General features: G+C 72.0%; 26 protein-coding genes and 1 tRNA gene. 15 read left to right on the top strand and 12 right to left on the bottom strand.

The features are described from left to right. Window positions 1–377 precede the first annotated feature (377 nt). Together GFD30_RS10870 and GFD30_RS10865 are read left to right on the top strand one after the other, a co-directional pair. Complete coding sequence (locus GFD30_RS10870) at window positions 378–1,667, top strand: cytochrome P450 (RefSeq protein ID WP_227996055.1); 1,290 nt, start codon at window positions 378–380, stop codon at window positions 1,665–1,667. Window positions 1,668–1,678: 11 nt separating this feature from the next. After that, window positions 1,679–1,867 carry a ferredoxin gene (locus GFD30_RS10865; RefSeq protein WP_322633146.1) on the top strand — a complete coding sequence of 63 codons (189 nt, stop codon included), beginning with the start codon at window positions 1,679–1,681 and terminating at the stop codon, window positions 1,865–1,867. A gap of 189 nt (window positions 1,868–2,056) precedes the next feature. Here GFD30_RS10865 and GFD30_RS10860 read toward each other — a convergent pair whose 3' ends face one another. Continuing rightward, window positions 2,057–2,710, bottom strand: a complete 654-nt coding sequence (locus tag GFD30_RS10860) for a response regulator (RefSeq protein WP_153025206.1) — start codon at window positions 2,708–2,710, stop codon at window positions 2,057–2,059. A 121-nt stretch (window positions 2,711–2,831) separates the two neighbouring features. Continuing rightward, a complete protein-coding gene (locus tag GFD30_RS10855) occupies window positions 2,832–4,016 on the bottom strand; it encodes a sensor histidine kinase (protein ID WP_153025205.1) in 1,185 nt (394 codons plus the stop codon). A 144-nt stretch (window positions 4,017–4,160) separates the two neighbouring features. Between GFD30_RS10855 and GFD30_RS10850 the strand changes: the two genes are divergently transcribed. The 4 genes from GFD30_RS10850 (at window position 4,161) to GFD30_RS10835 (ending at window position 6,279) form a co-directional block, all read left to right on the top strand. Further along, complete coding sequence (locus tag GFD30_RS10850; RefSeq protein WP_153025204.1) at window positions 4,161–4,730, top strand: hypothetical protein; 570 nt, start codon at window positions 4,161–4,163, stop codon at window positions 4,728–4,730. Window positions 4,731–4,816: 86 nt separating this feature from the next. Then, window positions 4,817–5,365 carry a hypothetical protein gene (locus tag GFD30_RS10845; RefSeq protein WP_153025203.1) on the top strand — a complete coding sequence of 183 codons (549 nt, stop codon included), beginning with the start codon at window positions 4,817–4,819 and terminating at the stop codon, window positions 5,363–5,365. Window positions 5,366–5,368: 3 nt separating this feature from the next. Then, window positions 5,369–5,764: a hypothetical protein gene (locus tag GFD30_RS10840; RefSeq protein ID WP_153025202.1), complete on the top strand. Its 396-nt coding sequence runs from the start codon at window positions 5,369–5,371 to the stop codon at window positions 5,762–5,764. Window positions 5,765–5,931: 167 nt separating this feature from the next. Next, window positions 5,932–6,279 (top strand): histone-like nucleoid-structuring protein Lsr2, encoded by a 348-nt coding sequence (locus tag GFD30_RS10835; RefSeq protein WP_153025201.1) that lies wholly within the window; start codon window positions 5,932–5,934, stop codon window positions 6,277–6,279. A 101-nt stretch (window positions 6,280–6,380) separates the two neighbouring features. On the opposite strand, the gene GFD30_RS10830 is transcribed toward GFD30_RS10835, so the two are convergent. Then, complete coding sequence (locus tag GFD30_RS10830; protein WP_153025200.1) at window positions 6,381–7,250, bottom strand: alpha/beta fold hydrolase; 870 nt, start codon at window positions 7,248–7,250, stop codon at window positions 6,381–6,383. A gap of 139 nt (window positions 7,251–7,389) precedes the next feature. On the opposite strand from GFD30_RS10830, the gene GFD30_RS10825 reads away from it, so the two are divergent. Further along, window positions 7,390–7,731, top strand: coding sequence for a hypothetical protein (locus tag GFD30_RS10825; protein WP_153025199.1), 342 nt, complete (start codon window positions 7,390–7,392; stop codon window positions 7,729–7,731). A gap of 6 nt (window positions 7,732–7,737) precedes the next feature. Here GFD30_RS10825 and helR read toward each other — a convergent pair whose 3' ends face one another. Next, complete coding sequence (gene helR, locus GFD30_RS10820; RefSeq protein ID WP_153025198.1) at window positions 7,738–9,897, bottom strand: RNA polymerase recycling motor ATPase HelR; 2,160 nt, start codon at window positions 9,895–9,897, stop codon at window positions 7,738–7,740. Further along, entirely contained in the window at window positions 9,894–11,099 is a 1,206-nt protein-coding gene (locus tag GFD30_RS10815) for a glycosyltransferase (protein WP_153025222.1), read from the bottom strand. Before GFD30_RS10815 ends, helR begins: the two co-directional genes overlap by 4 nt. Before the next feature lie 312 nt (window positions 11,100–11,411). Here GFD30_RS10815 and GFD30_RS26255 point away from each other — a divergent pair, with 312 nt between their 5' ends. Further along, window positions 11,412–11,576 carry a hypothetical protein gene (locus GFD30_RS26255; RefSeq protein WP_194201923.1) on the top strand — a complete coding sequence of 55 codons (165 nt, stop codon included), beginning with the start codon at window positions 11,412–11,414 and terminating at the stop codon, window positions 11,574–11,576. Here the strand turns inward: GFD30_RS26255 and GFD30_RS10810 are convergent. From GFD30_RS10810 to GFD30_RS10800, 3 genes are read right to left on the bottom strand one after another with little or no spacing between them, the layout of a single operon-like run. After that, window positions 11,573–12,238 carry a response regulator gene (locus GFD30_RS10810; protein WP_153025197.1) on the bottom strand — a complete coding sequence of 222 codons (666 nt, stop codon included), beginning with the start codon at window positions 12,236–12,238 and terminating at the stop codon, window positions 11,573–11,575. The genes GFD30_RS26255 and GFD30_RS10810 overlap by 4 nt on opposite strands. Then, entirely contained in the window at window positions 12,235–13,365 is a 1,131-nt protein-coding gene (locus GFD30_RS10805; protein WP_227996072.1) for a sensor histidine kinase, read from the bottom strand. The genes GFD30_RS10810 and GFD30_RS10805 overlap by 4 nt, the downstream gene beginning before the upstream one ends. A 5-nt stretch (window positions 13,366–13,370) precedes the next feature. Then, window positions 13,371–14,039, bottom strand: a complete 669-nt coding sequence (locus tag GFD30_RS10800; RefSeq protein ID WP_153025196.1) for a DUF2306 domain-containing protein — start codon at window positions 14,037–14,039, stop codon at window positions 13,371–13,373. A gap of 390 nt (window positions 14,040–14,429) precedes the next feature. Between GFD30_RS10800 and GFD30_RS10795 the strand changes: the two genes are divergently transcribed. From GFD30_RS10795 to GFD30_RS10780, 4 genes are all read left to right on the top strand, one after another. Continuing rightward, window positions 14,430–14,948 (top strand): hypothetical protein, encoded by a 519-nt coding sequence (locus tag GFD30_RS10795; protein WP_153025195.1) that lies wholly within the window; start codon window positions 14,430–14,432, stop codon window positions 14,946–14,948. 56 nt (window positions 14,949–15,004) lie between these two features. Next, window positions 15,005–15,175, top strand: a complete 171-nt coding sequence (locus tag GFD30_RS10790; protein WP_153025194.1) for a hypothetical protein — start codon at window positions 15,005–15,007, stop codon at window positions 15,173–15,175. Window positions 15,176–15,193: 18 nt separating this feature from the next. Next, the gene (locus tag GFD30_RS10785; protein ID WP_153025193.1) at window positions 15,194–15,331 is read left to right on the top strand and encodes a hypothetical protein; all 138 of its coding nucleotides are present in this window, start codon (window positions 15,194–15,196) and stop codon (window positions 15,329–15,331) included. A 110-nt stretch (window positions 15,332–15,441) separates the two neighbouring features. Further along, a tRNA-Pro gene (locus tag GFD30_RS10780) sits at window positions 15,442–15,515 on the top strand. A gap of 135 nt (window positions 15,516–15,650) precedes the next feature. On the opposite strand, the gene GFD30_RS27905 is transcribed toward GFD30_RS10780, so the two are convergent. After that, window positions 15,651–16,226 (bottom strand): alpha/beta hydrolase, encoded by a 576-nt coding sequence (locus GFD30_RS27905; protein WP_153025192.1) that lies wholly within the window; start codon window positions 16,224–16,226, stop codon window positions 15,651–15,653. A 171-nt stretch (window positions 16,227–16,397) separates the two neighbouring features. After that, on the bottom strand, window positions 16,398–17,108 hold the full coding sequence (locus tag GFD30_RS10770) for an alpha/beta fold hydrolase (protein WP_194201922.1): 711 nt from the start codon (window positions 17,106–17,108) through the stop codon (window positions 16,398–16,400). 828 nt (window positions 17,109–17,936) lie between these two features. On the opposite strand from GFD30_RS10770, the gene GFD30_RS10765 reads away from it, so the two are divergent. The 3 genes from GFD30_RS10765 to GFD30_RS10755 all read left to right on the top strand — a co-directional run bounded on the left by GFD30_RS10765 (window position 17,937) and on the right by GFD30_RS10755 (window position 21,410). Continuing rightward, window positions 17,937–18,992, top strand: coding sequence for an extracellular solute-binding protein (locus GFD30_RS10765; protein ID WP_153025190.1), 1,056 nt, complete (start codon window positions 17,937–17,939; stop codon window positions 18,990–18,992). 220 nt (window positions 18,993–19,212) lie between these two features. Next, complete coding sequence (locus GFD30_RS10760) at window positions 19,213–20,568, top strand: carbohydrate ABC transporter permease (RefSeq protein WP_227996053.1); 1,356 nt, start codon at window positions 19,213–19,215, stop codon at window positions 20,566–20,568. Then, on the top strand, window positions 20,568–21,410 hold the full coding sequence (locus GFD30_RS10755) for a sugar ABC transporter permease (RefSeq protein WP_153025189.1): 843 nt from the start codon (window positions 20,568–20,570) through the stop codon (window positions 21,408–21,410). The genes GFD30_RS10760 and GFD30_RS10755 overlap by 1 nt, the downstream gene beginning before the upstream one ends. An 83-nt stretch (window positions 21,411–21,493) precedes the next feature. Here GFD30_RS10755 and GFD30_RS10750 read toward each other — a convergent pair whose 3' ends face one another. Both GFD30_RS10750 and GFD30_RS10745 read right to left on the bottom strand, forming a co-directional pair. Continuing rightward, the gene (locus GFD30_RS10750; RefSeq protein WP_153025188.1) at window positions 21,494–23,134 is read right to left on the bottom strand and encodes a glycosyl hydrolase 53 family protein; all 1,641 of its coding nucleotides are present in this window, start codon (window positions 23,132–23,134) and stop codon (window positions 21,494–21,496) included. A 220-nt stretch (window positions 23,135–23,354) separates the two neighbouring features. Further along, window positions 23,355–24,257, bottom strand: coding sequence for an AraC family transcriptional regulator (locus tag GFD30_RS10745; protein ID WP_153025187.1), 903 nt, complete (start codon window positions 24,255–24,257; stop codon window positions 23,355–23,357). Between the last annotated feature and the right edge of the window lie 35 nt (window positions 24,258–24,292).

Raw genomic sequence — 24,292 nt, 5'->3', positions numbered from 1 at the left:
TTAGCGTGGGACATGAAGGCCTCCAGGTCGTGAAGCAGTGCATTCAGCAGCTCCACTTCACAACCGGAGGCCTTCACCTGTCAGACGAATCCGCTACAACCACGGAACAACGTCCCTGGACATCACACCTAGCGCGGCTGCCATCCGGCTTCGTCTGCCTGCTCGCCGCGGCAGGGGCCTGCGGATACGACACCGAAGGGCCCGCCGCCTCGCGAGCGGACGAACGGACTCGGATACCGCCTCGCCCGCCTTGAAGCGAAGGCCCTAGGCCGTGGAGCCGGGGATCCAGGAAGTTGCGCACGAGCCTATATACGTATAGTCTCCCTATACGTAGATCATCGATCTGCGCTCGAACCGCCATCTCCGAGGAGACCCCGATGTCAGCACGTGGCTCAGCACCCGACACCCCAGTACCCGGCTCGGCACCCGACTCCGCAGCGTCCGACACCGCAGGCGAAGCGGCGATGCCGTACGGCATCACGCTCGAACGCGAGCACCCCTTCGACCCGCCCGCCGCGATCATGGCCCTGCACCGCGGCGCCGAGATGCGGCGCATGCGCTACCACCCCAACGGCACCGTGGGCTGGCTCGTCACCAGCCACCGCCTGGCCCGCAAGGTCCTGGCCGACCCCCGCTTCTGCGCCCGCCTCGGCGGCCCGGCCCAGGCGCCCGTGCCGATGCCCGGCCTGGAGCTCTACGGCGACTTCGAAGGCGACTTCCCGGTCACGCCCGGCATGTTCATCGAGATGGACCCGCCGGACCACACCCGCTTGCGCCGCAAGCTCACCGGCGTCTTCACCGTCAAGCGCATGAAGCAGCTCGAACCGCGCATCGCCCAGCACGTGGAGGACCGCCTCGACGCGCTCGCGGCGGGCCCCAACCCGGCCGACCTGGTGCGGGACTTCGCGGTGCCGGTGCCCTCGCTCATGATCTGCGAACTGCTCGGCGTCCCGTACGACCAGCGCGAGCGATTCGAAGCGGACTCGGCCGCACTGTTCACCATGGACGCCGGCGCCGAGGCCAAGACGGCCGCGATCGGGCGCCTCTTCGGCTTCGTCGGCGAACTCGCCGCCGCGAAGCGGGCCGAACCGACCGACGACCTGCTCTCCGACCTCGCGGCCGACCCCGACCTGAGCGAGGAGGAGGTCGCGGGCATGGCGGTCCTGCTCCTCATCGCCGGGCACGAGACCACCGCGAAGATGCTCGCGCTCGGCACCATGGCGCTCTTGGAGAACCGCGACCAGTGGGACCTCCTGCGCGACCGGCCCGAGCTGATGGCCGGCGGCGTCGAGGAGCTGCTGCGCTACCTCACGATCATCCACACCGGCATCATCCGCCAGGTCAAGACCGATTTCGAGTTCGAAGGGCACCGGATCCGGGCCGGCGAGTACGTCACGGTCTCGGTCCAGACCGCCAACCGCGACGAAGCGCACTTCATCGAACCGGACCGACTCGACGTCACATCGGACGCCAAGGGCCACTTGACGTTCGGCCACGGCGTCCATCAGTGCCTCGGGCAGCAGCTCGCGCGCATCGAGATGCGGATCGCGTTCTCCCGGCTCATCGCGCGCTTCCCCGGCCTGCGCCTGGCCGTCCCGGCCGCCGAGGTCCCGATGGTCACCGGCCAGAACTTCTACGGGGTCGCCGCACTCCCGGTGACCTGGTAGCGGAGGCCACGGTGAAGATCATCGCCGACCGCGACCGGTGCGCCGGCGCGGGCATGTGCGCACTGACCGCCCCGGAGCACTTCGACCAGGACGACGCGGACGGCCTCGTCGTGCTCCTCGCCGACGAAGCCGAGGACTGCGACACCGAGGTCGCCGAAGCGGTGGACCTGTGCCCGTCCGGAGCACTCCGACTCCGGTAGGCCGGTCCGGCGTCTAGTACCCGGGAGCCTGGTGTTCCGTTGCGCTGCAACGGGGCACCGGGCCGCCCTTGCGCCCGTCCGGTCCGATTGCGCCTACCGGCGGTGCGCACCGCCGCCGATCGGGACTGATGCCGTCCGGATGCGGCCGCGCAACGCTGAGGCGGGCGAGGATCGCGGGACCCGCGGTCCTCAGCGCAGGCCCCGGTCGCGCGCGTAGATCGCCGCCTGCGTCCGGTCGCGCAGGCCGAGGCGGGTGAGAATCCGAGAGACGTGGTTCTTCACCGTGCCCTCGCTCAGGTACAGCCGCGCCGCGATCTCGCGGTTCGAGCTGCCCGCGCCGAGGAGCCGCAGCACCTCGATCTCCCTGTCCGACAACCGGTCCGAGAGCGGCGGCCGCGCCGGGTCGCGGGACTCGAGCGCCGCCGTCAGGCTCGCCGCCGCGGCCGGATCGAACTGCACCACGCCGGTGCACGCGGTCCGGATCGCGTCGGCCAGGTCCTTCGACGGCCGGTCCTTGAGGAGGTAGCCGCGGGCGCCCGCGCGCATCGCCTCGACGATGCTGTCCTGGTCGTCGAAGGTCGTGAGCATGACGACCAGGCACTCCGGGAGCCGCTCGCGCAGCGCCCTCGTCGCCGCGATCCCGTCCGTGCCGGGCATCCGCACGTCCATGAGCACGAGGTCCGCCGCCGAGGCCACCGCCGCCTCGACCGCCTCCCGCCCGTCGGCCGCCGTCCCCACGACCTCGATGCCGTCCTGCAGATCCAGCAGCGCCGCGATGCTCTCGCGAACCAGCCGCTGGTCGTCGGCCACGACCACCCGGATCGCCCCCGGTTCGCCGCTCATGCGCACTCCGATCGAATCGGTACGGGCCGGCCACCGTTCACGCACGCCCCTCGCCTCGGCGCCGGCCGTCCACCGCCCATACCGCGGTCCTCCATTCGGAACCATTGCGCGCCTTTGCCGTTCATGCGGCGGCCGCACTCGGTACGACGGCCGTCAGCCGCGTTCCCGCCCCGGGCGCGCTCTCGACCGCGAGCGATCCGCCGACCAGCTCGAGCCGCTCCCGCATCCCCGTGAGCCCCGACCCCTCAGTCCCGGCCGCGAACCCGCGCCCGTCGTCGGCGACCACGAGCCGCGCCCGGTCCTCGCCCAGCCGCAACCGGATCTCGACCCGCTCGGCCCCGGAATGCCTGCGCGCGTTCGTCACCCCCTCCTGCGCGGCCCGGAACAGCGCCACCAGCGCGTCCCGCGTGAACCGGCGCTCGTCGCCGCCGGCCTCGACCACGACCGCGGGCACCCGGCCCGACCGCAGCGCCAGCTCGTCGAGTGCCGCCGTCAACCGGAACGGCTCCGCGTCGGCGCGCAGCGTCCGCACCGACGCCCGGACCTCCTCGAGTGCGCGCTGCGCCGAATGCCGCGCATCGGCGACCGCCGCATCCGCCACGGCCCCGTCGCGGTCCCGGTACGCCTCCGCCTTCTCCAGGAGCACGCTGATCGCCGTCAGATGGTGCCCGAGCCCGTCGTGGATGTCGCGGGCCAGGCGCCCGCGCTCCGCGGCCGCCGACAGGTCCGCGACCTGGTCCGCGTAGGCCCGCAGCCGCGCGTGCGAGGACTCCACCCGGGCGCGCTGGCGCTGCTCCTCCACGGCCGCCGAGGCCATCGCGACCGCCAGGACGAGCCCGATCGCGAACATGAGCACATCCGCCACCGCCTCGGTCCGGCCGTGCCAGCCCGGATCGGCGGCCTGGAACGCGATCACGATGCCGCCCAGGCAGAGCGCTCCGATCGCGACGCTCGCGACCGGCCCGAGCACGAAGTACGCGCCGAACGGCAGCAGCAGGAGCAGCACCCGCGACAGCCCCGACCCGTCCGCCGCGGCCACGACCAGCACCAGCCCCAGCCGCACCGCCAGCAGCAGCGTCCCGGGCAGCGCCGGGGAGCCGGCCGGCCAGCGGCGGCGCTCGAACCGGTCGAGCGCGGCCAGCGCCGCCAGGCCGGCCGCGAACGGCACCGCGTCCGTGTCGCCCAGGCCGCGGGCGCCCGCGTAGGCGCCGGCGACCGCGACGGCCGCGTACAGGACCGTCGAGACCCACGGGACCGGTGCCGCGGGGAGGCCGTCGGAGCGCCGCAGCGGGCGGGGGAGGGGCATGACCGCAGGATATGCAGCAGGGACGGGCCGGTCAACCTGCCGGAGGTCATGTGCCGCCCGGCACCCCGCGCGGGTGACATGCGGCCGCCGGATCCGGTCTCGCGGCACTGTCCCGGCGGCCCCGGCGCCCTTAGCGTCGACGGCATGACCACGACACTTCGCCTCGGCGCCGCCACCGGCGCCGCCTGCGGCCTCATCATCGCCCTCGCCTCCGCAGTGGAGATCGCCACCGGGGAGACCGTCGCCACGAGCTTCGCCCTCGGCATCGCCCCCGCGCTCGGCCTGCCCCTGATCGTCGCCCTCCACCTCGGCCACCGCGGCGATGCCCGCGGGCTCGGGTCCGCCGCATACGGGCTCAACCTGGTCGGCCTCGGCCTCTTCGGCGGCGCCGGCTTCGCCCTCAACCTGGTCCTCGTCCACTTCGACCCCGTCGTCACCGACGCGCTGCCCGGGCCCGTCACGGCCGCGCTCCTCGGCAGCGCCCTCGTCTTCGCCGCCGGGACGATCCTGTTCGGCATCGCGATGCTCCGCGCCGGCGTCTACCCGCGCCTGCCCGTCGCCGTCTACGCGTTCGCGTTCCCGCTCATCGCCCTGCTCGCGCCCCTGCCCGACAACCTGTTCATCAGCGCCGTCCACATCGCGAGCGGCGCGGCCCTCGTCTGGCTCGCGTCCGCGGTGAACGCGAGGGCCCGCACGGCGCCGCTCCCGGTTTAGCGCCCGCGCGGAAACCGGCCCCGGACACGGCGGCGCTCTTCGTCCGATTCGGAGAGCGCCGCCGGTCCAGAAGGTACTGTCAGCGCATGGGCGGCCTGGCACCTGAGGAGCGCAAACGACTCGAAGAGGTCGTCGCCGCGCGCATCGGGGCCCGCTCCGGCGGCGCCGCCGCGCTGACCGCCGCCTACCTCGACGCCGTCGAGCGCAACGCCTACGCCCGCACCGTCGGCCCCGGCCCCGTCCCCACCAGCCTCACCTCCGAACGCGCCGAGCTGCTCTTCGAGATCTGCAGCCGGCTCGAGCGCGTCGTCGAGGACTTCGAGATCCAGGCGCTGTTCCGCGTCACCGAGACCCAGGCCCGGTCCATGCGGAAGATGCTCCTGGCCACCCACACCGACGAGGCCAACCGGCTCGACCACGCCTGGTCCCTCGTCGGCGCCCGCCGCGCCGGACGCAGGAAGGGCGCCAAGGTCACCGGCGAGGTCATCGTCTTCGACGACGAGGACCGCCGCAACGCCTTCACCGCCTTCGCCGCCCGCACCGGCGTCCAGGTCGAGCGGGTGCTCGGCGAGGGCGACAGGCCGTGGCAGGTCATCGTCGCCGATGACTACCCCGCGGACCGGCTCCCGGAGTGAGCCGTGGACGCCGAGCACGCCCGGGACCTCATCCTCATGGCCGCGAGCCCGCCGTTCGTCGGCGTCTGGGCCCTCGTCCTCTACGCGGGCCGCACCCTCGCGAGCGACGTGCGCCGGCCCGGCCGCGGCTGGATGACCCTCGTCTTCGGGGTCGTCCTCTTCGCCTGGTTCGGCGTGTTCCTCGCGCTGGCGACGCCGCTGGTGCTCGAGGCGGTGACGGCCGAGGGCGCGGTGGAGCCGGTGTTCGTGATCCTCGCGTTCACCTGGCTCGCGGTCGTCGGGGTGCTCGTGTTCCTGGCCGCGAAGACGAAGACGGTGTGCCGGTACCTCGTCGAGTCGTACCGGCGCGGCCAGGGCCCGTGGCCGGTCGCCTGGATGCGCCGCTGGGTCGGTCGCTGACGGGGCCTGCGTCGGATTCGGTGTCGTACGGTTTCGCTAGTATGTGCGGAACTGCTGCTCTCCATTGAGCATCGGGACCGCTTCCGCACTCGTTGCCGCGTCGCCGTTCACGGGCGCTCCGGTGCCGCGGTGCGCGATGGACATATTCCTGTTAGGAAGGCGACGCAGTGGCGAAGAAGACCGTGGTCACGTTGTTCGACGACATCGACGGGAGCGAGGCGGCCGAGACGGTCGAGTTCGGCATCGACGGCTACCTGTACACCGTGGACCTGTCGAAAGCGCACGCCGACGAGCTGCGGGACCGCCTGACGGCCTACCGGGAGTTCGGGACCGAGCTCGGCCGGTACCACGCGAGCAAGGCCCCCGCGATCCGCTCCCCGCGCCTGCCCGGCCGCGAGGACCGCGACCGCAACCGCGACATCCGCCGCTGGGCCGAGGAGAACAACCTGCCGGTCAAGGCCCGCGGCAAGCTCCCCGACGGCGTCGTGGCCCGCTACAACGAGGCCCACGCCTAAGCACCGGCATCCGCCGGATCCGCACGGATCCGGCGCCGGGCTTCACTGAAGGCCGTCCGGCCGCGAACCGCAGGGCCCGCGGCCGGATTCCGCGTTCCCCGCTACCGGTCGAGGACCTCGCGGAGGGCCGCGGCGAACTCGTCGGGCTTCCCGGTCTGGCCGTACTCGCCGCCGAGGAAGGCGCCGTGGTCGCCGGGGAACTCGGTCGCCGGGACGCCGATCCGCTCGGCCACGGCGCGCGCGCCGCGGGCCGCGAGCGTCTCGCCCGAGTCGGCGCCGACGCCCAGAACGATCCTGGTGGTGGCGGCGCGGAGCGCCTTGAAGTCGTGCTCGTGCTCGCCGCACGTGACGATGTTCTGGCCCACGAGCGGGTCGTCGCGCGTGCCGTCGTCCTCGGTCGGGAGGCCGAAGTCCGCCGGGTTCGGCGCCGGCTGCTCCAGGTACGCCGAGGTGAGCGGGCCGTCGTGCGACACGAGCGCGATGAACTTGGCCATGGCCGGCCCGAAGCCGGACTTCTGGTAGGTGTCGCGGATGTCGTGGAGCACGGGCAGGACCTCGTCGCGGTCGGGCAGGGCGCTCGTCGCGGGCGGTTCGTGCGCGACGAGGGTCCGCACCTGCTCCGGGTGGCGGGCCGCGAGCACGAGGGCGTTCACGGCGCCGCCGCTGCTCGCGAACACGTCCACCGGTCCGCCGCCGACCGCCTCGATGACCCGGTGGAGGTCGTCGGCGTGCTCCTCCGGGGTGGACTCGGCGGCGCCGTCGGTGCGGACGCTGCGCTCGGCCCCGCGGGGGTCGTACGTGACGACGCGGCGGTCCTCGAAGTGCGACGCGAGCGTCACGAAGCCCGCGGCGGCCATCGGCGAACCGATGACGAGCAGCGTCGGCGCGTCGCCCCCGCCCTCGCCCTCGCGGATGTCGTAGTGCAGCACCGCTCCGGGTACTTCCAACGTGAACGTCTGCGGTTCGGTCATGGTGATCTCCTCATCTCATGGGTTCCTTCGCTTAGGACGAGACTGGATCACCGGATTCATCGCCGCACCGGATATCTCCGATCCGCCCGGACAGGACGGCGCTCGGGCGGGCACAATCGAACCGAGCCGAGGAGGACGAATGATCATCCACGTGGACCGCTCGAGCGTCGCCATGGGCGACGACGTCGACCCGCACCAGATGGACGTCGAGCTGCCGGAGGCGAGCACGATCGCCGAGGCGGTGGCCTACCTGCGGCAGCGCAAGTACCTCGCGCAGATCGCGGGCGGGCGGGCGACCTGGGTCCTGGAGGTCAACCGCCGCCCGACGGCCGTGATCGCCCAGCAGTGGGCCGAGCCGAAGTTCCTGACCGACCCGACCGACACGCTCGGCTCCTTCGGACCCGACGTCCGGCTCGTGTTCCGGTACCGCGCGCAGATCGACCCCCAGGACCTCTACGACACCCTCTCCCAGCGCGACTAGGGCGGGCTAGCCACTGAGGACCGCGAGGCGCTGGGTCGCGCGCGTCATCGCGACGTACCGGTCGACGGCTCCTTCGATGCCGCCGCCGAAGTCCTCAGGGTCGACGAGGACGACCAGGTCGAACTCGAGGCCCTTCGACAGCTCGGGCGTGAGCGAGCGGACCCGGCGGCGCGGCTCGAACCAGGGGGCGCCGATGACGCAGGCGGTGCCGTCGGCGTGCTCGGCGAGCCACGCCTCGAGCAGCCCGTCGAGATCGGCGACCGGTCCGTACTCGACGGGGACGCCGCTGCGGCGCACCGAGGTCGGGACGTTCGCGTCGGGGAGGGCGGCCTTGATGACCTGCTCGGCCTCGGCCATGACCTCCTCGGGGGTCCGGTAGTTGATGCTCAGCGACGCCATCGTGATGCGGCCCATGCCGACCCGTTCGAGCCGCTCGGTCCATGACTCGGTGAACCCGTGCCGGGCCTGGGCGCGGTCGCCGACGATCGTGAAGCTCCGCGACGGGCAGCGCTGGAGCAGCATCTGCCATTCGGCGTCGGTGAGCTCCTGCGCCTCGTCGACGACGATGTGCGCGAACGGCCCCGCGAGGAGGTCGGGGTCGGGGGTCTCCAGGTCCTCGTAGTGCACGAGGGCGTCCTGGAGGTCGGCGCCCTTGAGCAGGATCATCTCCTCCACGTTGCCGTCGCCGGCTTCGAGGATGTCCTCGACGACCTTGTCGATGACCTCCCGTTCGGAGGCGATCTCGGCCTCCCGGCGGCGGGCCCGGCGGGACGCCTCGGGGTCGCCGAGGCGCCGGCGGGCCGCGTCGAGCAGCGGCAGGTCGGACACGGTCCACGCGAACGGGTCCGGCCGCTGGAGCCGTTCGACGTCGGCGTCCTCCAGGTGCGGCGCGCACCACCGCAGGAACTCCGGGGAGGCCCAGAAGGCCGCGACCAGGTCGGTCGGTTCGATCAGGGGCCACGCCTTGTCGAAGACCGCCAGCAGTTCCCGGTTGCGGGCGAGGGAGCGTCGCAGGAGCGCCTCCGAGACGTCCTCGTCGCCGGGGAGCTTCGCGAGGACGATCTCGACGAGCTCCTGCCACACCTGGTCGCGCGCTTCGTTGTGCGGGGTGTCGGTGCCGGCCGCGGCGAACGCGTCGGCCCAGTCCTCCGCGTTCAGGTACACCTCGCCCCAGTGCGTCTCGACGCTCAGGCCCCGTTTCGGCGGCTGCTCGTAGCGGCGGGCGGCGGGTTCGACCGCCTTCACGAGGTCGGCGGAGGCCTTGAGCCGCGCGGTCTCCGGGTCCGTCTCGGGGGCGGCGTCCGCGCCGCCGGGGACGAGGTCGCGCAGGGTGCAGGTCTGCACGCCCTCTTCGCCGAGGCTCGGCAGGACGTCGGCGACGTAGGCGAGGTAGGGCTCGTGCGGGCCGACGAACAGCACGTCGCCGCGGTGGTGCCCCAGGCGCGGGTCGGCGTAGACGAGGTAGGCGGCGCGGTGGAGGGCGACGACGGTCTTGCCGGTGCCCGGGCCGCCGTCGACGACGAGCGCGCCGCCGGACCCGGCGCGGATGATCGCGTCCTGGTCGGCCTGGATGGTGCCGAGGACGTCGCGCATCCGCTCCGAGCGGGTCCCGCCGAGGCTCGCGATGAACGCCGACTGGTCGTCGAGCGCCGCGTGCCCTTCCATCCCTTCGGGAGTGAACACCTCGTCCCAGTAGTCGGCGATCCGCCCGTTCGTCCAGCGGTAGCGGCGCCGGCTCGCCAGTCCCATCGGGTTGCCGTGCGTCGCACCGAAGAACGGTTCGGCGGCGGGGGTCCGCCAGTCGAGCAGCAGGCGCCGGCCGTCCGCGTCGGTGAGCCCGAGCCGTCCGATGTAGACGGTGTCGCCGCCCGCGGCGACGATGCGGCCGAGGCACAGGTCGAGTCCGTAGCGGCGCAGGGTGTTCAGGCGGGCGGTGAGCCGGTGGATCTCGCGGTCCCGGTCGGCCGCGTGCTGGCCGTCGAACTGCCCCGTGCCGCCGGGCGCCTTGCGCGCGGCCTCCAACCGGGCGGACAGGTCGCGGACGGACCGGTCCAGGCTCGCCGCGATCGCCGCGAAGTGCCGCTCGTCGGCGGCGATGAGCGCCGGGTCGGCCTTGGCCGCCAGGTTTTCGGGCAGGTCGAACGCGCTCTCGTGCCGGGTGCTCATGCGGCGGCCCCTTCGATCAGCAGCCGCGCGGCCCGCGCCGCGCCGTCGGTGCGGAACTGCGCGGCGACCGCGGCCGCCCGCCCCGCCGTCTCGGGCGCCAGCGCGGTCTCGAGCGCGGCCGACATGGACTCGAAGGTCGGGACCGGGCCGTCGTGCCCGGCGCCGATGCCGAGCGCGGCGACGCGGCCGGCCCAGTACGGCTGGTCGGCGATCTGGGGCACCACGACCTGCGGCGCGCCCGAGACGGCGGCCTTGTGCGTCGTGCCCGCCCCGCCGTGGTGCACCACGGCCGCCATGCGCGCGAACAGCTTCCGGTGGTTCGCCTCGCCAACGGTGAAGCAGTCGTCGCCGTCGCCGGCGAGGTCGGCCCAGCCGCGCGAGAGGACGATCCGGCGGCCGCGGTCGCGGACCGCCGCGACGGCCGCCGCGGCGGCGTCCTTTCCGGACTGCCACGGCATGGAACCGAAGCCTATGTAGACCGGCGGATCGCCGGCGTCGAGGAACGCCTCCAGGTCGGCCGGGAGCGGCCGCTCGTCCGGCGCGAGCCACGCGCCGGTCTGGACGACCTCGGGGCCGGCGCCGGGCCACGGCCCGAGCACCGGGTCGGTGGCGAGGAGCGGCCGGTCGGAGAGGACGAACCCCTGCACGTCGTCCAGCGGCCCCAGGCCCATGGCGGCGCGGTGCGCGTTCAGCGCCGGGCCGTACAGCGCCCGCAGGTTCTCCGCGTCGATGTCCCACAGGACCCGGTTGTCGGTCTCGCCCTTGGGGAACGGCTTCCCCGGGCGGCCCAGCGGCCGGTGGAGCGGCGAGGGCAGCACACCCGGGACGAAGGCCGCGAACCGGTACGGGACGCCCAGCCGCTCGGCGGCGAGCGCCGCCCCGGCCGGCGGCAGGCCGGTCCCGACGACCACGTCGCACCCCTCGCCCGCGCGCAGGACGGCCGCGAACTGCGCGTCGACCAAGCGGCCCGCGAGCTTCGGCGCATCCGCCGCCGACGGCGGACGGTCCCCGCCGACCATCGGCCGGACCGGATCGCCCATCGGCACCAGCTCCACGCCCAGGCGCTCCAGGAGGTCCGCGAACTCGCGGTCCGGCGGCGCGCACACCACCGCCTCGGCGCCCAGCGCCCGCAGCGCCGCGGCGAGTCCCGCGATCGGCTCGACGTCTCCTCGCGACCCGAAGGTCGTCGCCAACACCCGCATGCCCAGCTCCCGTCTCCGCGGTCTCATGCTCAGGACAGCCATTGTGCAGCAGGTCAGCGGGGTTGTCGGCACCCCGATGCACCCCGTCGCGCGGGAGTCGGGATATAAACTGAAGTGGGAAGGAGCGATGGGCCCCTTCCCTTCGCCGTCTCTAGGGCGCTCCGGCCGAGGCCCGCTCCACCCTCCGAAATGAACGATCAAGTATCGGTGAGTTTCGATCTACTTTGGGTACCTCGACATCGGGCCGGAGTTTTGTCGCCACTGCGACGGCGGGCGGCCCACCGGCCCGCGCCCGCCGCTGAGGAGTCCGTCATGGCCACCTTTCAAGCCCTGTTCTACCTGATCGCGATCATCCTGCTGGTCGTCGCCGCCCTTCCCCTCGGCACCCGCCGCACCCGGGGCCTCGGCCTCGGCCTGCTGGCCGCCGCCTTCGCCCTGACCGCGTTCGCGGCCCCGACGTTCGACGCCGCCTTCTAGGACCTGCCCGCGGCGTCGCCGCCCACCCGTCCCGACTCGTAGGCCCACATCGCGGCCTCCACCCGGTTCCGCACGCCGAGCTTGGTGAGGACCCCCGCGATGTGGGTCTTCACCGTGCCGAGCGACAGGAACAGCCGCTCGCCGATCTCGATGTTCGTCAAGCCGATCGCGAGGAGCGCGAGGACGTCCTCCTCGCGGGCGGTGAGCGGCGCGGACGGCTCGCGCACCCGCCGGGACGGGCGCGAGAACTCGCCGAGCAGCCGCGCGGTGATCTGCGGCGAGATCAGCGCGTCGCCGTTCGCGGCGGCCCGCACGGCCTCCCCGATGAGCTGCGGGCCCGCCTCTTTCAGCAGGAAGCCCTTGGCGCCCGCCCGCAGCGCGCCGTGGACGTACTCGTCGAGGTCGAACGTGGTGATGATGACGACCGCGATCGGCTCGGCGATGCGCTCGCCCGCGAGCAGCGCGGTCGCCTCGATGCCGTTGAGGCCGGGCATCCGGATGTCCAGCAGCGCGACGTCGGGCCGCAGCCGCTGCGCCAGCCGGACCGCCTCCACCCCGTCGGCGGCCTCGCCGACGACCTCGACGTCCGGCAGGGATTCGAGCAGCAGCCGCAGGCCCGTGCGCACGGGCTCCTGGTCGTCGGCGACGAGCACGCGGATCATGCGGCACCCCGCAGCGGGAGCGACGCACGCAGCGTCCAGCCGCCCGCCGGGTCGGGCCCGGCGTCCACGTCGCCGCCGAGCAGCGCCGCCCGTTCGGACATGCCTTGCAGCCCATGGCCGTTCCCCGAATCGGGGCGCGCCGGGCCGCCGTCGTCGCGGACGACGATCCGCGCCGTCTCCGCATCCGCGGTGATCACGACGTCGACGCCGGTGGCGTCGCGCGAGTGCCTGCGGGCGTTCGTGACGCCCTCCTGGGCGATCCGGAAGAGCGTGGTCGCGACGATGCTCGGGAGGTCTTCGGGCGCGTCGATCCGGACGGTCACCTTCGGCGGCCCCGGATCGGCGAGCCGGGCGAGCTCCTCCAGGCCCGCGGTGGGCGCGTAGTCGGCGGGCGCGCGGAGCGTCCGCACGAGCGAGCGCATGTCGGCCAGGACCGCCTGCGCCTCGGTCTCGATGACCCGCAAGGACTCCGCGACCCGTGCCGTGTCGCTCGGGTCCGCGCCGGCGACCTGCGCGCGGATCACGATGGCCGAGACGTGGTGCGCGACCGTGTCGTGCAGGTCGCGGGCGAGGGCTTCGCGTTCGCGGGCCCGGATCGTGTCGACCCGCCTGGCGCGCGATTCGACGCGCTCGCGCCGCAGCGCCCCGATGAGGCAGGCGCCGCCGAGGAACGCGACCCCGGCGACGGTCTCCGCGATCGGGTCGCTGCTGAGCGAGCTCGAGAACAGCAGGCCGGCCCCGACGACGGCGGCGCCGACGATCCGGTCCCGCCCCGAGCCCCAGCGGAACAGCGCGTACGGCACCAGGAGCAGCGCGAAGGAGCTCACGAGCGCGTTCGGTTCGATGCCGGCGACGGTGTGCGCGAGCGCGAACGCCGACGTCGAGGCGAACATGACCGCGACGGCGGCGAGCGGCCGGGTGCGCCGCCACATCAGGACGGGCAGGAGCGCGAGCGTGAACAGCGTCGTGGCGACCGGCCACTGGAGGTCCGGGCGTACGGCTCCCTCGATGACGGCCAGGACGGCCGCCAGGACGACGAGTCCGGCGTCCCGGGGGCGCGGGCCGTCGGCGCCGGCGGCGCGCGGGCGCGACCAGGCGGCGGTGATGGTTCGCGGCGCGGTCCTCATGGCGTTCACACCGAGATCGTCGCAGGGCGGCGCTGCGCCGCGCGCCGGCGGGCGATCACCCACTCGGCGAACAGGGCGTTGATGATCCATCCGGCGTCCATCTGCACGAGCCGCATGAGCGCGTCGGGCTCGCCGAAGACGAGCAGCGCCGGCCCGGAGGTGAGGACCTGGGTGCCCGCGCCCATGGCGAGCGCGTACGCCCGGATCATCCACGACCCGTGCGCGACGTAGTCACGGCGGGCGATCGCGGCGACGCCGAGCGCGATGAACGCGAGCATGAGCCCGCCGACGAGGTACCGCGAGACCGCGACCGCGCCGACGTCCGTCGCGGGGACGTCGTACGACGCGGTCATCCACAGGCCCGTCGCGCCGACGACGACGCCGGCGGGCACGAGCAGGTACCGTCCCGCGAACCGGTGCCACCCGTTGTGCCGGCGGCGCAGGCCCGGCAGGAACTGGAACGCGCCGACGATCGAGTAGACGAGCGCGCCGGCGATGTGGAGGACGACGGGCAGCGGCATCTGCATGAACCGCGCGTTCGCGGCGGTCTCCGGTCCGCCGGAGGCGATGTCGCCGACGCGGAACACGCCGGCGATCGAGGGCACGAGGGCGAGCAGGAGGAGGCCGACCGCGATCGGCCAGTCGCGGCGGGCGCGGGGCTGAGGAGTGTCCATATCGCCATCCTCGGCTCGGTCGCGGCCGGCCCGCTTCAGCCATGTGGCCGGACCTCGGACCGGGCGGCGCGGCGCAAGCCGGGCGGCACGCGCGGCGATGCCTCCTGCCTGGCACCGGTGCCGTCTGCTCGGGGAGGCGGCCGCAGTCCGACCGGGCCGCAGGCCGTGCGAACGGATCACGTCCTCGTCGCCGACCTGGACGAGTACTCGGCCGTAGCCGCCGGGCCCGCCTCGGGTTCGTCTGGGCGGTCACCAGCCGACCGCACCCGATGCACCCACCGCTGCGCGCCCGCCGCTGCGCCGGCGAACGACCGAGCACCCCTGCCGCCCCGGTGGCACCGGCGGGTCATCCTGTACCCGACCGATCCGCACCGACCCGTGGGAGTCGACATGGCCGCCGCCGCGCGCGACAAGGGCGCGCAGCGCCCGCACCCCGCCGTCACCGCGGTGCTCCTCACGGTCGTCGGCCTCATCCTGCTCGCGTTCCCCGTGGCCCTGTACGCCAACGCGGCCGCCATGATCGACGGCTACCGCGCCGCCAACGGCCAGGCCGGCATCCCGGGCACGGCGACCGTGGAGAGCGAGTACGACAACCGCGGCGAGCAGGTCTGCACCGGCGTCTTCACCCCCGCCGACGGCGGCCCCGCCGTCGAGACGCGCATCGAGGTCTCGGGCCGCTGCGAAGTCGGCGAGCAGGTCGAGGCCCGCCTCATGGAGGGCCGCCAGTCGCCGTTCATCGGCTACGACCGGCCCCGCGCCTGGGCCGCCGGCTCGAACGACTGGGCGATCTACCTGCCCCTCGTCATCCTCTTCGGCCTCCTCAGCCTCCCGATCGCCCTCTTCCTCGCCATGCTCGCCGCCAAACTCGGCAAACGCCTCCTCCACGGCAGGTCCACTCCCGAGCTCTAGCCCGGCTCCGAACCCTAGGATCGGCGCATGAAGCTCGGCGGCTCGTTCTGGCGCCGATGCTGCTCGTCGCGGCCCCGGACCTGTGGTCCGCCGTCGCGGTCCTCCTGGTCGCGAGCGCCGCGTTCGGCGTCTTCAAGGTCGCGGTCACCTCGCTGCGCCACCGCCTGGTCCCGTCCGACCTCCTCGGCCGCACCGTCGCCGCATCGCGCACCGTGGTCCTCAGCTAGGAAGCGGTCGGCGCCCTGGTGGGCGGCCTCGCTGCGACCGTCTGCGGCCTCGACGCCCCGTTCCTCCTCAGCGCCGTCTTCGGCATCACCGGCATCGCCCTCTGGCTCCGCCGAGGAGGCCGCCTCCGCGGCACCGCCCTCACCGCACCCGCCTAAGACCCGGAACTGCGGTCAACGCGCCAGGCGCCCTGACGACTGGATCTCCTCACCGTAAGAGGGCGGTGCGCCTCCTGTACCCTTGCTACGGCCGTCCTCTGGGGCGGATCCGGGACGTGGCGCAGCTTGGTAGCGCACCCCGTTTGGGGCGGGGGGGTCGCAGGTTCAAATCCTGTCGTCCCGACATATAGGCGGACACGACCATTGCGTGTCTTCGGGCGGTCCGGCGACCGCGATTCACGCCTGGAAGACCGGGCTCGTGGCGTGAAGCGGCGGCCCTCATCAGAGGACCGCCGTTCGGTGCGTTGGGGTGTGCTGGTCAGGGGGCCGGCGGATGGTCGAGGTTCGGGCAGGTCCGGTCGCGTCGGAGGTGGTCGAGGTCGGTCAGGTAGGCGTCGACGATGTCGTCGATGCAGTCGCTGACCTTGCCGTAGACGGTGTGCCCGTAGCCTGCGTAGGTGAGGAGTGGCTGGTCGGCCTGGTCGGCGACGGAACGCGACCAGGGGTGGACGCTCGCGTAGTCGTGGAGGGTGCCGACGACCAGAAGCGGTGGGGCGTGGTCGAGGTCGAGGGGCCCTTGCGGGTTGGTCTGCTCGATGCCGGTGCCGAGGCAGCCGAGGAGGTTGTCGTTGTAGGGGCTCCATTCGACCGTCGGGTAGGCCGCGGCGACCCGCTCGGCGAGGTCCTGCCAGGCCGCGAAGTCGGGCACGGGGTAGGACCAGTCCTGGCAGTAGATCGGGAGGGCGGCGTAGTTCACCGGTTCGACCTCGGGCGCCGTGAAGGCGGTGGCGGCGGGTGTGCCGTCGCGGAGGGCGGCGAGGGCGGCGGCGAGTCCGGGCCAGCGCTGCGGGAAGTTCGCGGCGAAGGCGGTGGCGGTGAGGGCGTGGAAGTCCACCGGCTCGCCGGTGGCGGGGTCGGTGAGCGTCCCGGCGCGGGCGGCGGTCTTGAGGTGCTCGTAGGCCGCGGCGGCGCCGCCGTCGAGGGCGCAGCCGGGCGCGGTGTCGCACCAGGCGGTGAACGCGGTGAAGTTCTCCTCGAAGGCGGCGGTCTCGGCGCTGGCGAACTTTCATGCGGTGTCGACGGCGTGGTCGAGGTTGCCGTCGAGGACCATGGCGCGGATGCGGTGCGGGTAGCGCTCGGCGTACTGCTGGCCCATGAGGGTGCCGTAGGAGTAGCCGAGGTAGTTGAGGTCGCCCTCGCCGAGGGCGCGGCGGATGCGTTCCATGTCCTCGACGGTGGTGCGGGTGTCCATGTGGTCGAAGAGGGGCCCGGTGCGTGTCCGGCAGTCGTCGGTCAGGGCGGCGTTGGCCTCGAGTCGGGTCTCGAACTCGGCCTGGTCGGCCGGGTGCGCGATCGCGTTCGCGGCTTGTACGAGCGCCGGGTCGCACTTGACGGGGGTGCTGGTGTTGACGCCGCGCGGGTCGAAGCCGATGACGTCGAAGGCGGGGTGCGTGAAGCCGTCTTTGACGGTGTCGACGCCGGAGCCGCCCGGACCGCCGGGGTCGACCAGGAGGGAGCCGATCCGTTCGCCGGGGCCGGTGGCCTCGGCGCGGGCGAGTCCGATCTCGATGGTGCCGCGGCGGGGGTGGTCGTAGTCGAGGGGCGCTTCGATGGTGGCGCAGTCGATGTCGGGTCGGTCGGGGCACGGCTGCCAGTCGATGCCGCGGCCGGTCTCGGCCGCGGCCGCAGGCGCGGTGAACGCCGTGGCGGCGAAGGTCGCCGCCAGGACCGCCAGGGTGGCGGCCAGGCGCTTGGCGAGGTGGTGGGTGGGTCGCATCGGGTCGCTTTCGTGTCGAAGGACGCGGGACGCTAGGGCCTGCCGGCGGCCGGGCATCCCGCTTTCGGTGGGGTCGTTGTCAGGCGGCGGCGAGCGCGGTCTCGATGACGCCCGCGGCGACGGCGATGATCAGGATCGCGGCGTGCTTGACGGCGTTGGTTCTCTGCATGCGGGCAACGCTATTGATGCGGCGCAGCGGAAACCATCCTGTGAGCACTGCGGTGCGAGGTGAGGCCAGCCCCACCAGGCGGCCGCCCGGCAGCCTGGGGTGACCAGTGACCTGCAACGTTACGAGGCAGGCAACGACGACTCGTACTTCGAGTACCGCGCGAAGAAGGAATGAGTGTCCACCGGAACAAGGCGGCTGGTCCTCACCGCCGTCGGGACCGGTCACGTTCCCTTCGCCGTACCGCCCTGCTGAATCCCAGCCCCCGCGCGCCTGCGGCGTACCCGAGGAAGCCCGAGCGGCGCACGGGCGCGCCCGAGCGCACCGGAAGGCCCGGCTCGTCCAATTCGAGGTCGACGGCCTAGCAGGCAAGCGCTTCACGACCGTTGATTCGTCCATATACAGGCTCGCTTCGACCATCGCGAATACAGGGCCGGCATGAATACCATTCGATGTGGCTCAGCGCAGAGTCGTGAATCCGCCTATTGCCCGAGGCATGGAGTACCGCTTTTCAGGCCCTTCGAGCCTTGCTCGGCAACCGCCGATAGGCAATTGCAAATGATTCATAACGCCGCTGCGGTGAGCGACAAGCTGGAGATTCCAGCTCGATCGTCCGAGCCCAGCGAGGCGCGGACACTCCACGAAGGACGAAGGAGACTGTCGTGAAGCGACGCGCGTTCGCCGCCACTGCGATTGCAGGTCTGGCGGCCCCCCTGACGGCGTGCAGCGGATCAGAGGACGAGGGCGGCGACGGCGGCCCGGTCAACCTGGTGGTGTGGGAATCCCTGGAAGGGCGCTCCGACTTCATCAAGCAGGCCGGTGAGATCTACGCCAAGGACCATCCGAACGTCACGATCGAGTACAAGAACGTCGAGCTCGGCGACGCCCTCGGGCAGATCGCCCTCGACGGCCCGGCCGGGGTCGGCGCGGACGTGTTCGCCGCTCCGAGCAACGTCACCGGCGATCTGGTCACCGGCGGGCACATCCTCGCCGTCGCCGACCCGGACGCGCTGAAGAGCGCCCTGGTCGAAAGCGCGATCAAGAGCGTCACCTACCAGGACCAGATCTGGGGCGTCCCCGTCACGCTCGACACCTACGCACTGTTCTACAACAAGGCGTACGTGACCGAGGTGCCGACGACCTGGGACGAGGTCATCGCGTTCAGCACGACGTTCAACGCCGAGAACTCCGGCAAGTACGGGTTCGCGTTCAACCCCTCGATCTACTACGCGGCCCCGTTCGTGTTCTCCGCGCCCGACAACCTGCTGTTCGGCCCGAACGGCGACGACCCGGCGACGCCGAACACCGACACGCCGGCGGCGGTGCAGGGCCTGACCGAGATGCTCGCGCTGCGAGCAGTCCTCGACGTGGCGGCCAACGACCTCGACCCGGCGACGGTCGACACGCTCTTCGAGAGCGGGCAGGCGGCCATGACGCTCACGGGTTCGTGGAACATCCCGGTGTTCACCGACGCGGGCATCGACTTCGGGGTCACGACGCTTCCGGCGCGGGCCGGGACCGACCAGCCGTCGGGGTCGTTCGCGAACTCGCGCACCATGTTCGTCTCGGCGTACACGAACCACCCCGAGGAGGCGCAGGACTTCGCGGCCTTCCTCTCGAGCCCGGAGATGCTCCGACTGGCATACGAGCTCACCGGCTCGGTCCCGCCGGCGGACACCGAGATCGACAGCGAGGCGACCCTGGGCCTGGTGGAGTAGGGCGAGTTCGCCTACGCGACACCGTCGATCCCCGAGATGACCCTGTTCTTGACCACGATGGACTCGGCGGTCATCAACATCTGGAACGGCGCGGACATCGAATCGGAGCTGGCCACGGCCACCGAGGCCATCGTGAACCAGTGACCCGGTAGCCCTCGTCTTCCCGCGGCACCTCGATCCATCGGATGTCGGGGTGCCGCGGTCGTTGGAAGGAAGTGCCATGACCATGACCTCACCGCCGCGCGCCGAGGCGGCGCCGGCCCCCGCAGAACCGGCCGGGCGCGACCCGGGACGAGCCCGCGTCCGCATGCTCGCCCTGTCGTTCATGGGCCTCGCCCACCTCACCGTGCTGCGCCAGCGCTACAAGGGCGCGGCGTTCGCCGCCGTCGAGATCGCGTTCCTCGCGTTCGTGCCGCACCTGCTCACCAGGCTCGGAGGCCTGGTCACGCTCGGCGAGCCCGAGCCGAGCGTGCCCGTGAAGTTCCGGGACAACTCGCTGTTCATGCTGGTCGACGGCGTCCTCGCGCTCGCGGTCGTCGCGGCGTTCGCCGCCGTGTACTGGATCTCCGTGCGCAGCGCGCTGGCCGACCACCGGCTCGGAACGCACACCCGGAGCACGCCGGCGCGGACGCAGCTCGCCACGATGGCGACGCGCGCGTTCCCCGTGGCGGGCCTGGCGCCGACGGTGCTGCTGATCCTGTTCTTCGTCGTGGTGCCGCTGGTGTTCTCGGCGCTGGTGGCGTTCACGAACTACTCCTCGCCCCAGCACCTGCCGCCGGGGAACACCGTCGACTGGGTCGGCCTCGACAACTTCGGCGACATGCTCGGCGGCGACCAGATGTGGACGGGCGCGCTCGGCCGCGTCTTCGTCTGGACCGTCGTGTGGGCCGTGCTCGCAGTCGCGACCTGCTACGCGGGCGGGATGATCCTGGCGGTGGTCCTGCACGAGTCGAAGATCCGCGTCAAACCGCTCTTCCAGGCGATCTTCATCCTGCCGTACGCCGTGCCCGCCGTGGTCTCGCTCCTGGTGTGGCGCAACATGCTCAACGGCGCGTTCGGCTCGGTGAACAAGACCCTCATGGAGCTCGGGATCATCGACCAGGCGATCCCGTGGCTCACCGCTCCGCTGCTCGCCCGCTTCACGGTCATCCTCGTGAACCTGTGGTGCGGCTTCCCGTACTTCATGCTCCTGACGCTCAGCGCGATGACGGCGATCCCGCAGGACGTGAAGGAGGCCGCCGCTCTGGACGGCGCGAGCGGCCTGCAGCGGTTCCGGTACGTGGTCCTGCCGCTGGTGCTCTACCAGACCGCGCCGCTGATCATCATGTCGTTCGCGTTCAACTTCAACAACTTCGGCGCGATCTACTTCCTCACCAACGGCGACCCGACGGTGGCGGACACGACGGTGACCGGCGCCGGCGCGACCGACATCCTGGTGAGCTGGCTCTACCAGATCACCATCGGCCTGATGAAGTACAACTACGGCTCGGTCGTGGCGGTGCTCATCTTCCTCGTCCTGGCGCCGATCGCGATCATGCAGTTCCGCCGGACCAAGTCGTTCAAGGGAGACTTCTGATGCGAACGGACAAGCTCGCCTCGCTCATCTGGAACACGGTCGTCTTCATCGGCTGCGTCCTGCTGTCGCTGGTCGTCGTCTGGCCGATCCTGTTCACGCTCAGCTCGGCCGTCTCGCCGGGACGCTCGGCCGCCGCGCTTTCACCGCTGCCGTTCGCCAACGGGTTCACGTTCGACAACTTCGCCCACCTGTTCACCGACACCCTGTACCCGCGGTGGTTCCTGAACTCGTTCATCGTGGCCGTCTCGACGTCGATCGGCACGCTGCTGGTCGCGTCGCTCGCGGCGTACGTCTTCTCGCGCTTCACGTTCACCTTCAAGGGCTCCCTGCTCACGAGCATGATCGTGCTCCAGATCTTCCCGTCGTTCGTCGGGATGATCGCGGTGTACGTGGTGCTGGTGCGCATCGGCGCGCTCGACGCGCTCTGGGGCCTGGTCCTGGTCTACCTCGCGGGGAACCTGCCGTACTCGATCTGGCTGGTCAAGAGCTACCTCGACACGATCCCGAAGGGGCTCGACGAGGCCGCTCGGATCGACGGCGCGTCGCACTTCCGGATCTTCGCGACGATCGTCATGCCGGTCGCCCGCCCGATCCTGATCTTCCTGGCGGTGACGACGTTCGCGGCGCCCTGGATGGACTTCATCTTCCCGAAACTGGTGCTGCGCAGCACCGAGACGCAGACGCTCGCACTCGGGCTGATCAGCTTCGTGTCCGAGAAGAACAGCGACTTCACGACCTTCGCGGCCGGGGCGGTCATCGTCGCGATCCCGTTCATGGTCTTCTTCCTGGTCACGCAGCGGACCCTGGTGACGTCGCTGTCGACCGGCGCGGTCAAGGGCTGACCCTCGGCGGCGAACGGCCCCGGCGCGAATGCGCCGGGGCCGTTCTCGTCGGTCGCCGGGCCGCCTGCCGGCCCGGCGGCGGGCTACCGGAGCGAGCCCGCGTTCTCCCTGTAGGCCTGGAAGACCGGGAGGGCGACGCCGTCGAAGTCGAACAGCGTCGTGTTGCTGATCGGGTTGGGTGCCCCGACCTGCCAGCCCGCGCCGGGGACGCCGAGGAAGATCGGGTCCCAGTAGATGTCGCCGAGGACGGTGCCGGCCGGGAGCGCCTTGACGGCGGCGATGAGCTCGCGCATGAAGTCGCGCTGGCTGATCGGGTCCTCGCCGTACCGGTAGTTGTCGTGGAGCTGCCCTTCGACGCCGTCGTGGGTGACGGGGTGCCAGTTGAAGCCGGTCTCCATGATCATGATCGGCTTGCCGAACCGCTCGTGGGCCCAGGTGAAGAACGGCGCGACGGTCGCGACGTCCTTCTGGGTCCAGAACGGGTAGTACGAGCTGCCGATGACGTCGTAGGGGACGTTCCGCTTCTCGATCTCGCCGAACCACCACTCGTACTTGCCCTGGTCGCCCGCGGCGTCGAGGTGGAGGATCACCTTCGCGTCGGGCAGGGTCTCGTGGACGGCGTTCGCGCCCGCCGTCAGGAAGTCGGCCATCACGTCGAGGCTGCCGCCCTCCTGCCAGGAGCCGCCGTAGGGGAGCAGCAGGCCGCCGGCGGTCTCGTTGCCGAGCGCGACGTAGGCCGGGGGCGTCCCCTGGGCGACCATGCGGTCGAGGAAGTCGCTCGTGTACTCGTGGACCAGGCGCTCGAGTTCGGCCACGGCCTGGTCGTACGGCAGGTCGTTCACGTAGCGCCATTCCAGCGGGATGTCCTGGATCTCGCCGTTGCTCCAGTAGTCGCTGTAGTGGAACGTCAGCTGGATCTCCATGCCGGCGTCGCGCGCCCGCCGGGCCAGGTTCAGGATGTCCTCGGGGTCCTGGAAGCCGTCCTCGAGGTACGAGTCGGGGTAGCCGATCCGGTGGTTCTCGGGGCCGGTGTCGTTGTAGAGCCGCAGGCGGGCCAAGGTCACGCCGTTCTCGGCCATGAGCTCGACCGGGTCGCGGACCGCGCCGGTCTCGTCGCGGAAGACCCCGCCCAGGCTCTCGATGTAGTTGAGCTGGGTGAGGTCGCCCCCGGCGAGGAAGTCGTCGACGACCTTGCCGGTGGTGAGGGCGGTGTCGTCGAAGAGGACCTCCTGGCCTGCCGAGCCGGTCAGTTCGAAGCGGACTTCGATCTGGCCGCCGGCGGTCGGGACGCCGCGCACCGTCACGGGCGTCCACCCGGCGCCGGTCGGGATGCCGGTCCGCCGCCACTCGGTGCCGCCGAGCGCGACCGAGCCGCCGTCGAGGCCGTTGCTGCGGGTCCAGACCTGGACGTCGTAGGCGGAGGCCTTCTGGCGGGAGAGGACCTGGCTCACCGTGGCGGTGCCGTCGGCGGTGAACGAGACCTTGAGTGCGTTCCGGCCGCTGCGGGCGTCGGCGACGAGGCTGACGTTCGCGCCGGTCGCGGCGACCTGCCAGCCGGGGACCGGCGACGTGGCGACGGCCTCCTCGAAGCCGCCGTTGCGGAGCCCGGACGCGGGGGCGGGCCGCGCCTCGGCGGGCACGGACAAGGCGAGCGGTACGGCCACTAGGGCCAATGTGGACATGAGTAGGGCGACGCGCGCCTTCGTGATTGCGGGGAACCGCATGGGACCTCCTTGCGGCGGTGGCGCAGCACTGCGCTGCGGAGCGGGTCCGCCGTCGCCACCGCATCGGAATGGATGAATGCAGGCGCCGAAAGCGTAAGAGCGCCCCATGCGGTCGGCCGACAACAATCGAGGTTCATCCATACATCGCATTCGAATGTCCATGATCCCCATGTGGCGGAACCATTCTGGAAAACGCTCTCGAATGCGCCGGCCGCATGCTTCACGTACCGCTCGGCCGCCCCCGGTACGCGCTCGGGGTCATGCCGTGGACCCGGGTGAACTGGCGGGAGAAGTACATCGGATCGTCGAAGCCGGCCTCGCGGGCGACCGAGGCGATGGAGAGGTCGGAGCCGTCGAGGAGTTCACGGGCCCGCGTCATGCGCAGGTTGACCTGGAACTGGAGCGGCGAGACGCCGAGGTTGTCGCGGAACAGCGCGGTGAGCTGCGAGGCGCTCAGGCCGACCATCGAGGCCAGCGCCGTCACCGAGGTGCGGTGCGGGGTCGTGGCGCGGAGGTGGTCGACGGCCCGTTCGAGCGGGTTGAGGGTCGGCCCCGGGTTGCGGCGGCCGGTGGCGATCACCTGGGCGATCGCATGCCAGGCCGCGCCGGAGGCCCTGGTGAGCGACGAGGTGGTCAGGCCCGAGTCGAGGGCGTCGATCACCTGGGAGACCAGGCTTGCGACGGGCGCGGGGTCGCGCAGGTGGGTGACGCGCCCGCCCGCCGCCGAATGCGCGGTGCGGACGAGGTCGGTCGCGTCCGAGCCGGTGAAGTGGAACCACCAGAGGGTCCAGGGGTCGGCCTTGGACGCTCCGTAGGCGTGGGGGCGGTCGGCCGGGAGCAGGACCACGCCGCCGCGCGAGACGGCGAACTCGGTGTCCTCCGAGCGGCACCAGCCCTCGCCGTCGGTGCACACCAGGAGGATCTGCTGCCTGGCCCCGCGCGGGCGCGAGCGGCCGTGCCGGGCGGCGTGCGGGAAGTACCCGGCGTCGGTGACCAGCAGCTTCCCGGTGACCGGATGGCGCAGCGCCTTCTCGACCGTGGAGCGGGGGACCACGAGCATGCGCTGGCCCGCGAAGCCCTCCCTGATGCCGTCCTGGTCGAACACCATCGTCGATTCATCCATGTCCTCTAGTGAAATGACCATCGACACTCATGTCA

The sequence above is a fragment of the Glycomyces albidus genome (assembly GCF_009451885.1).
Lineage (GTDB): Bacteria > Actinomycetota > Actinomycetes > Mycobacteriales > Micromonosporaceae > Glycomyces > Glycomyces albidus.
This window is presented reverse-complemented; position numbering and strand designations above follow the sequence as displayed.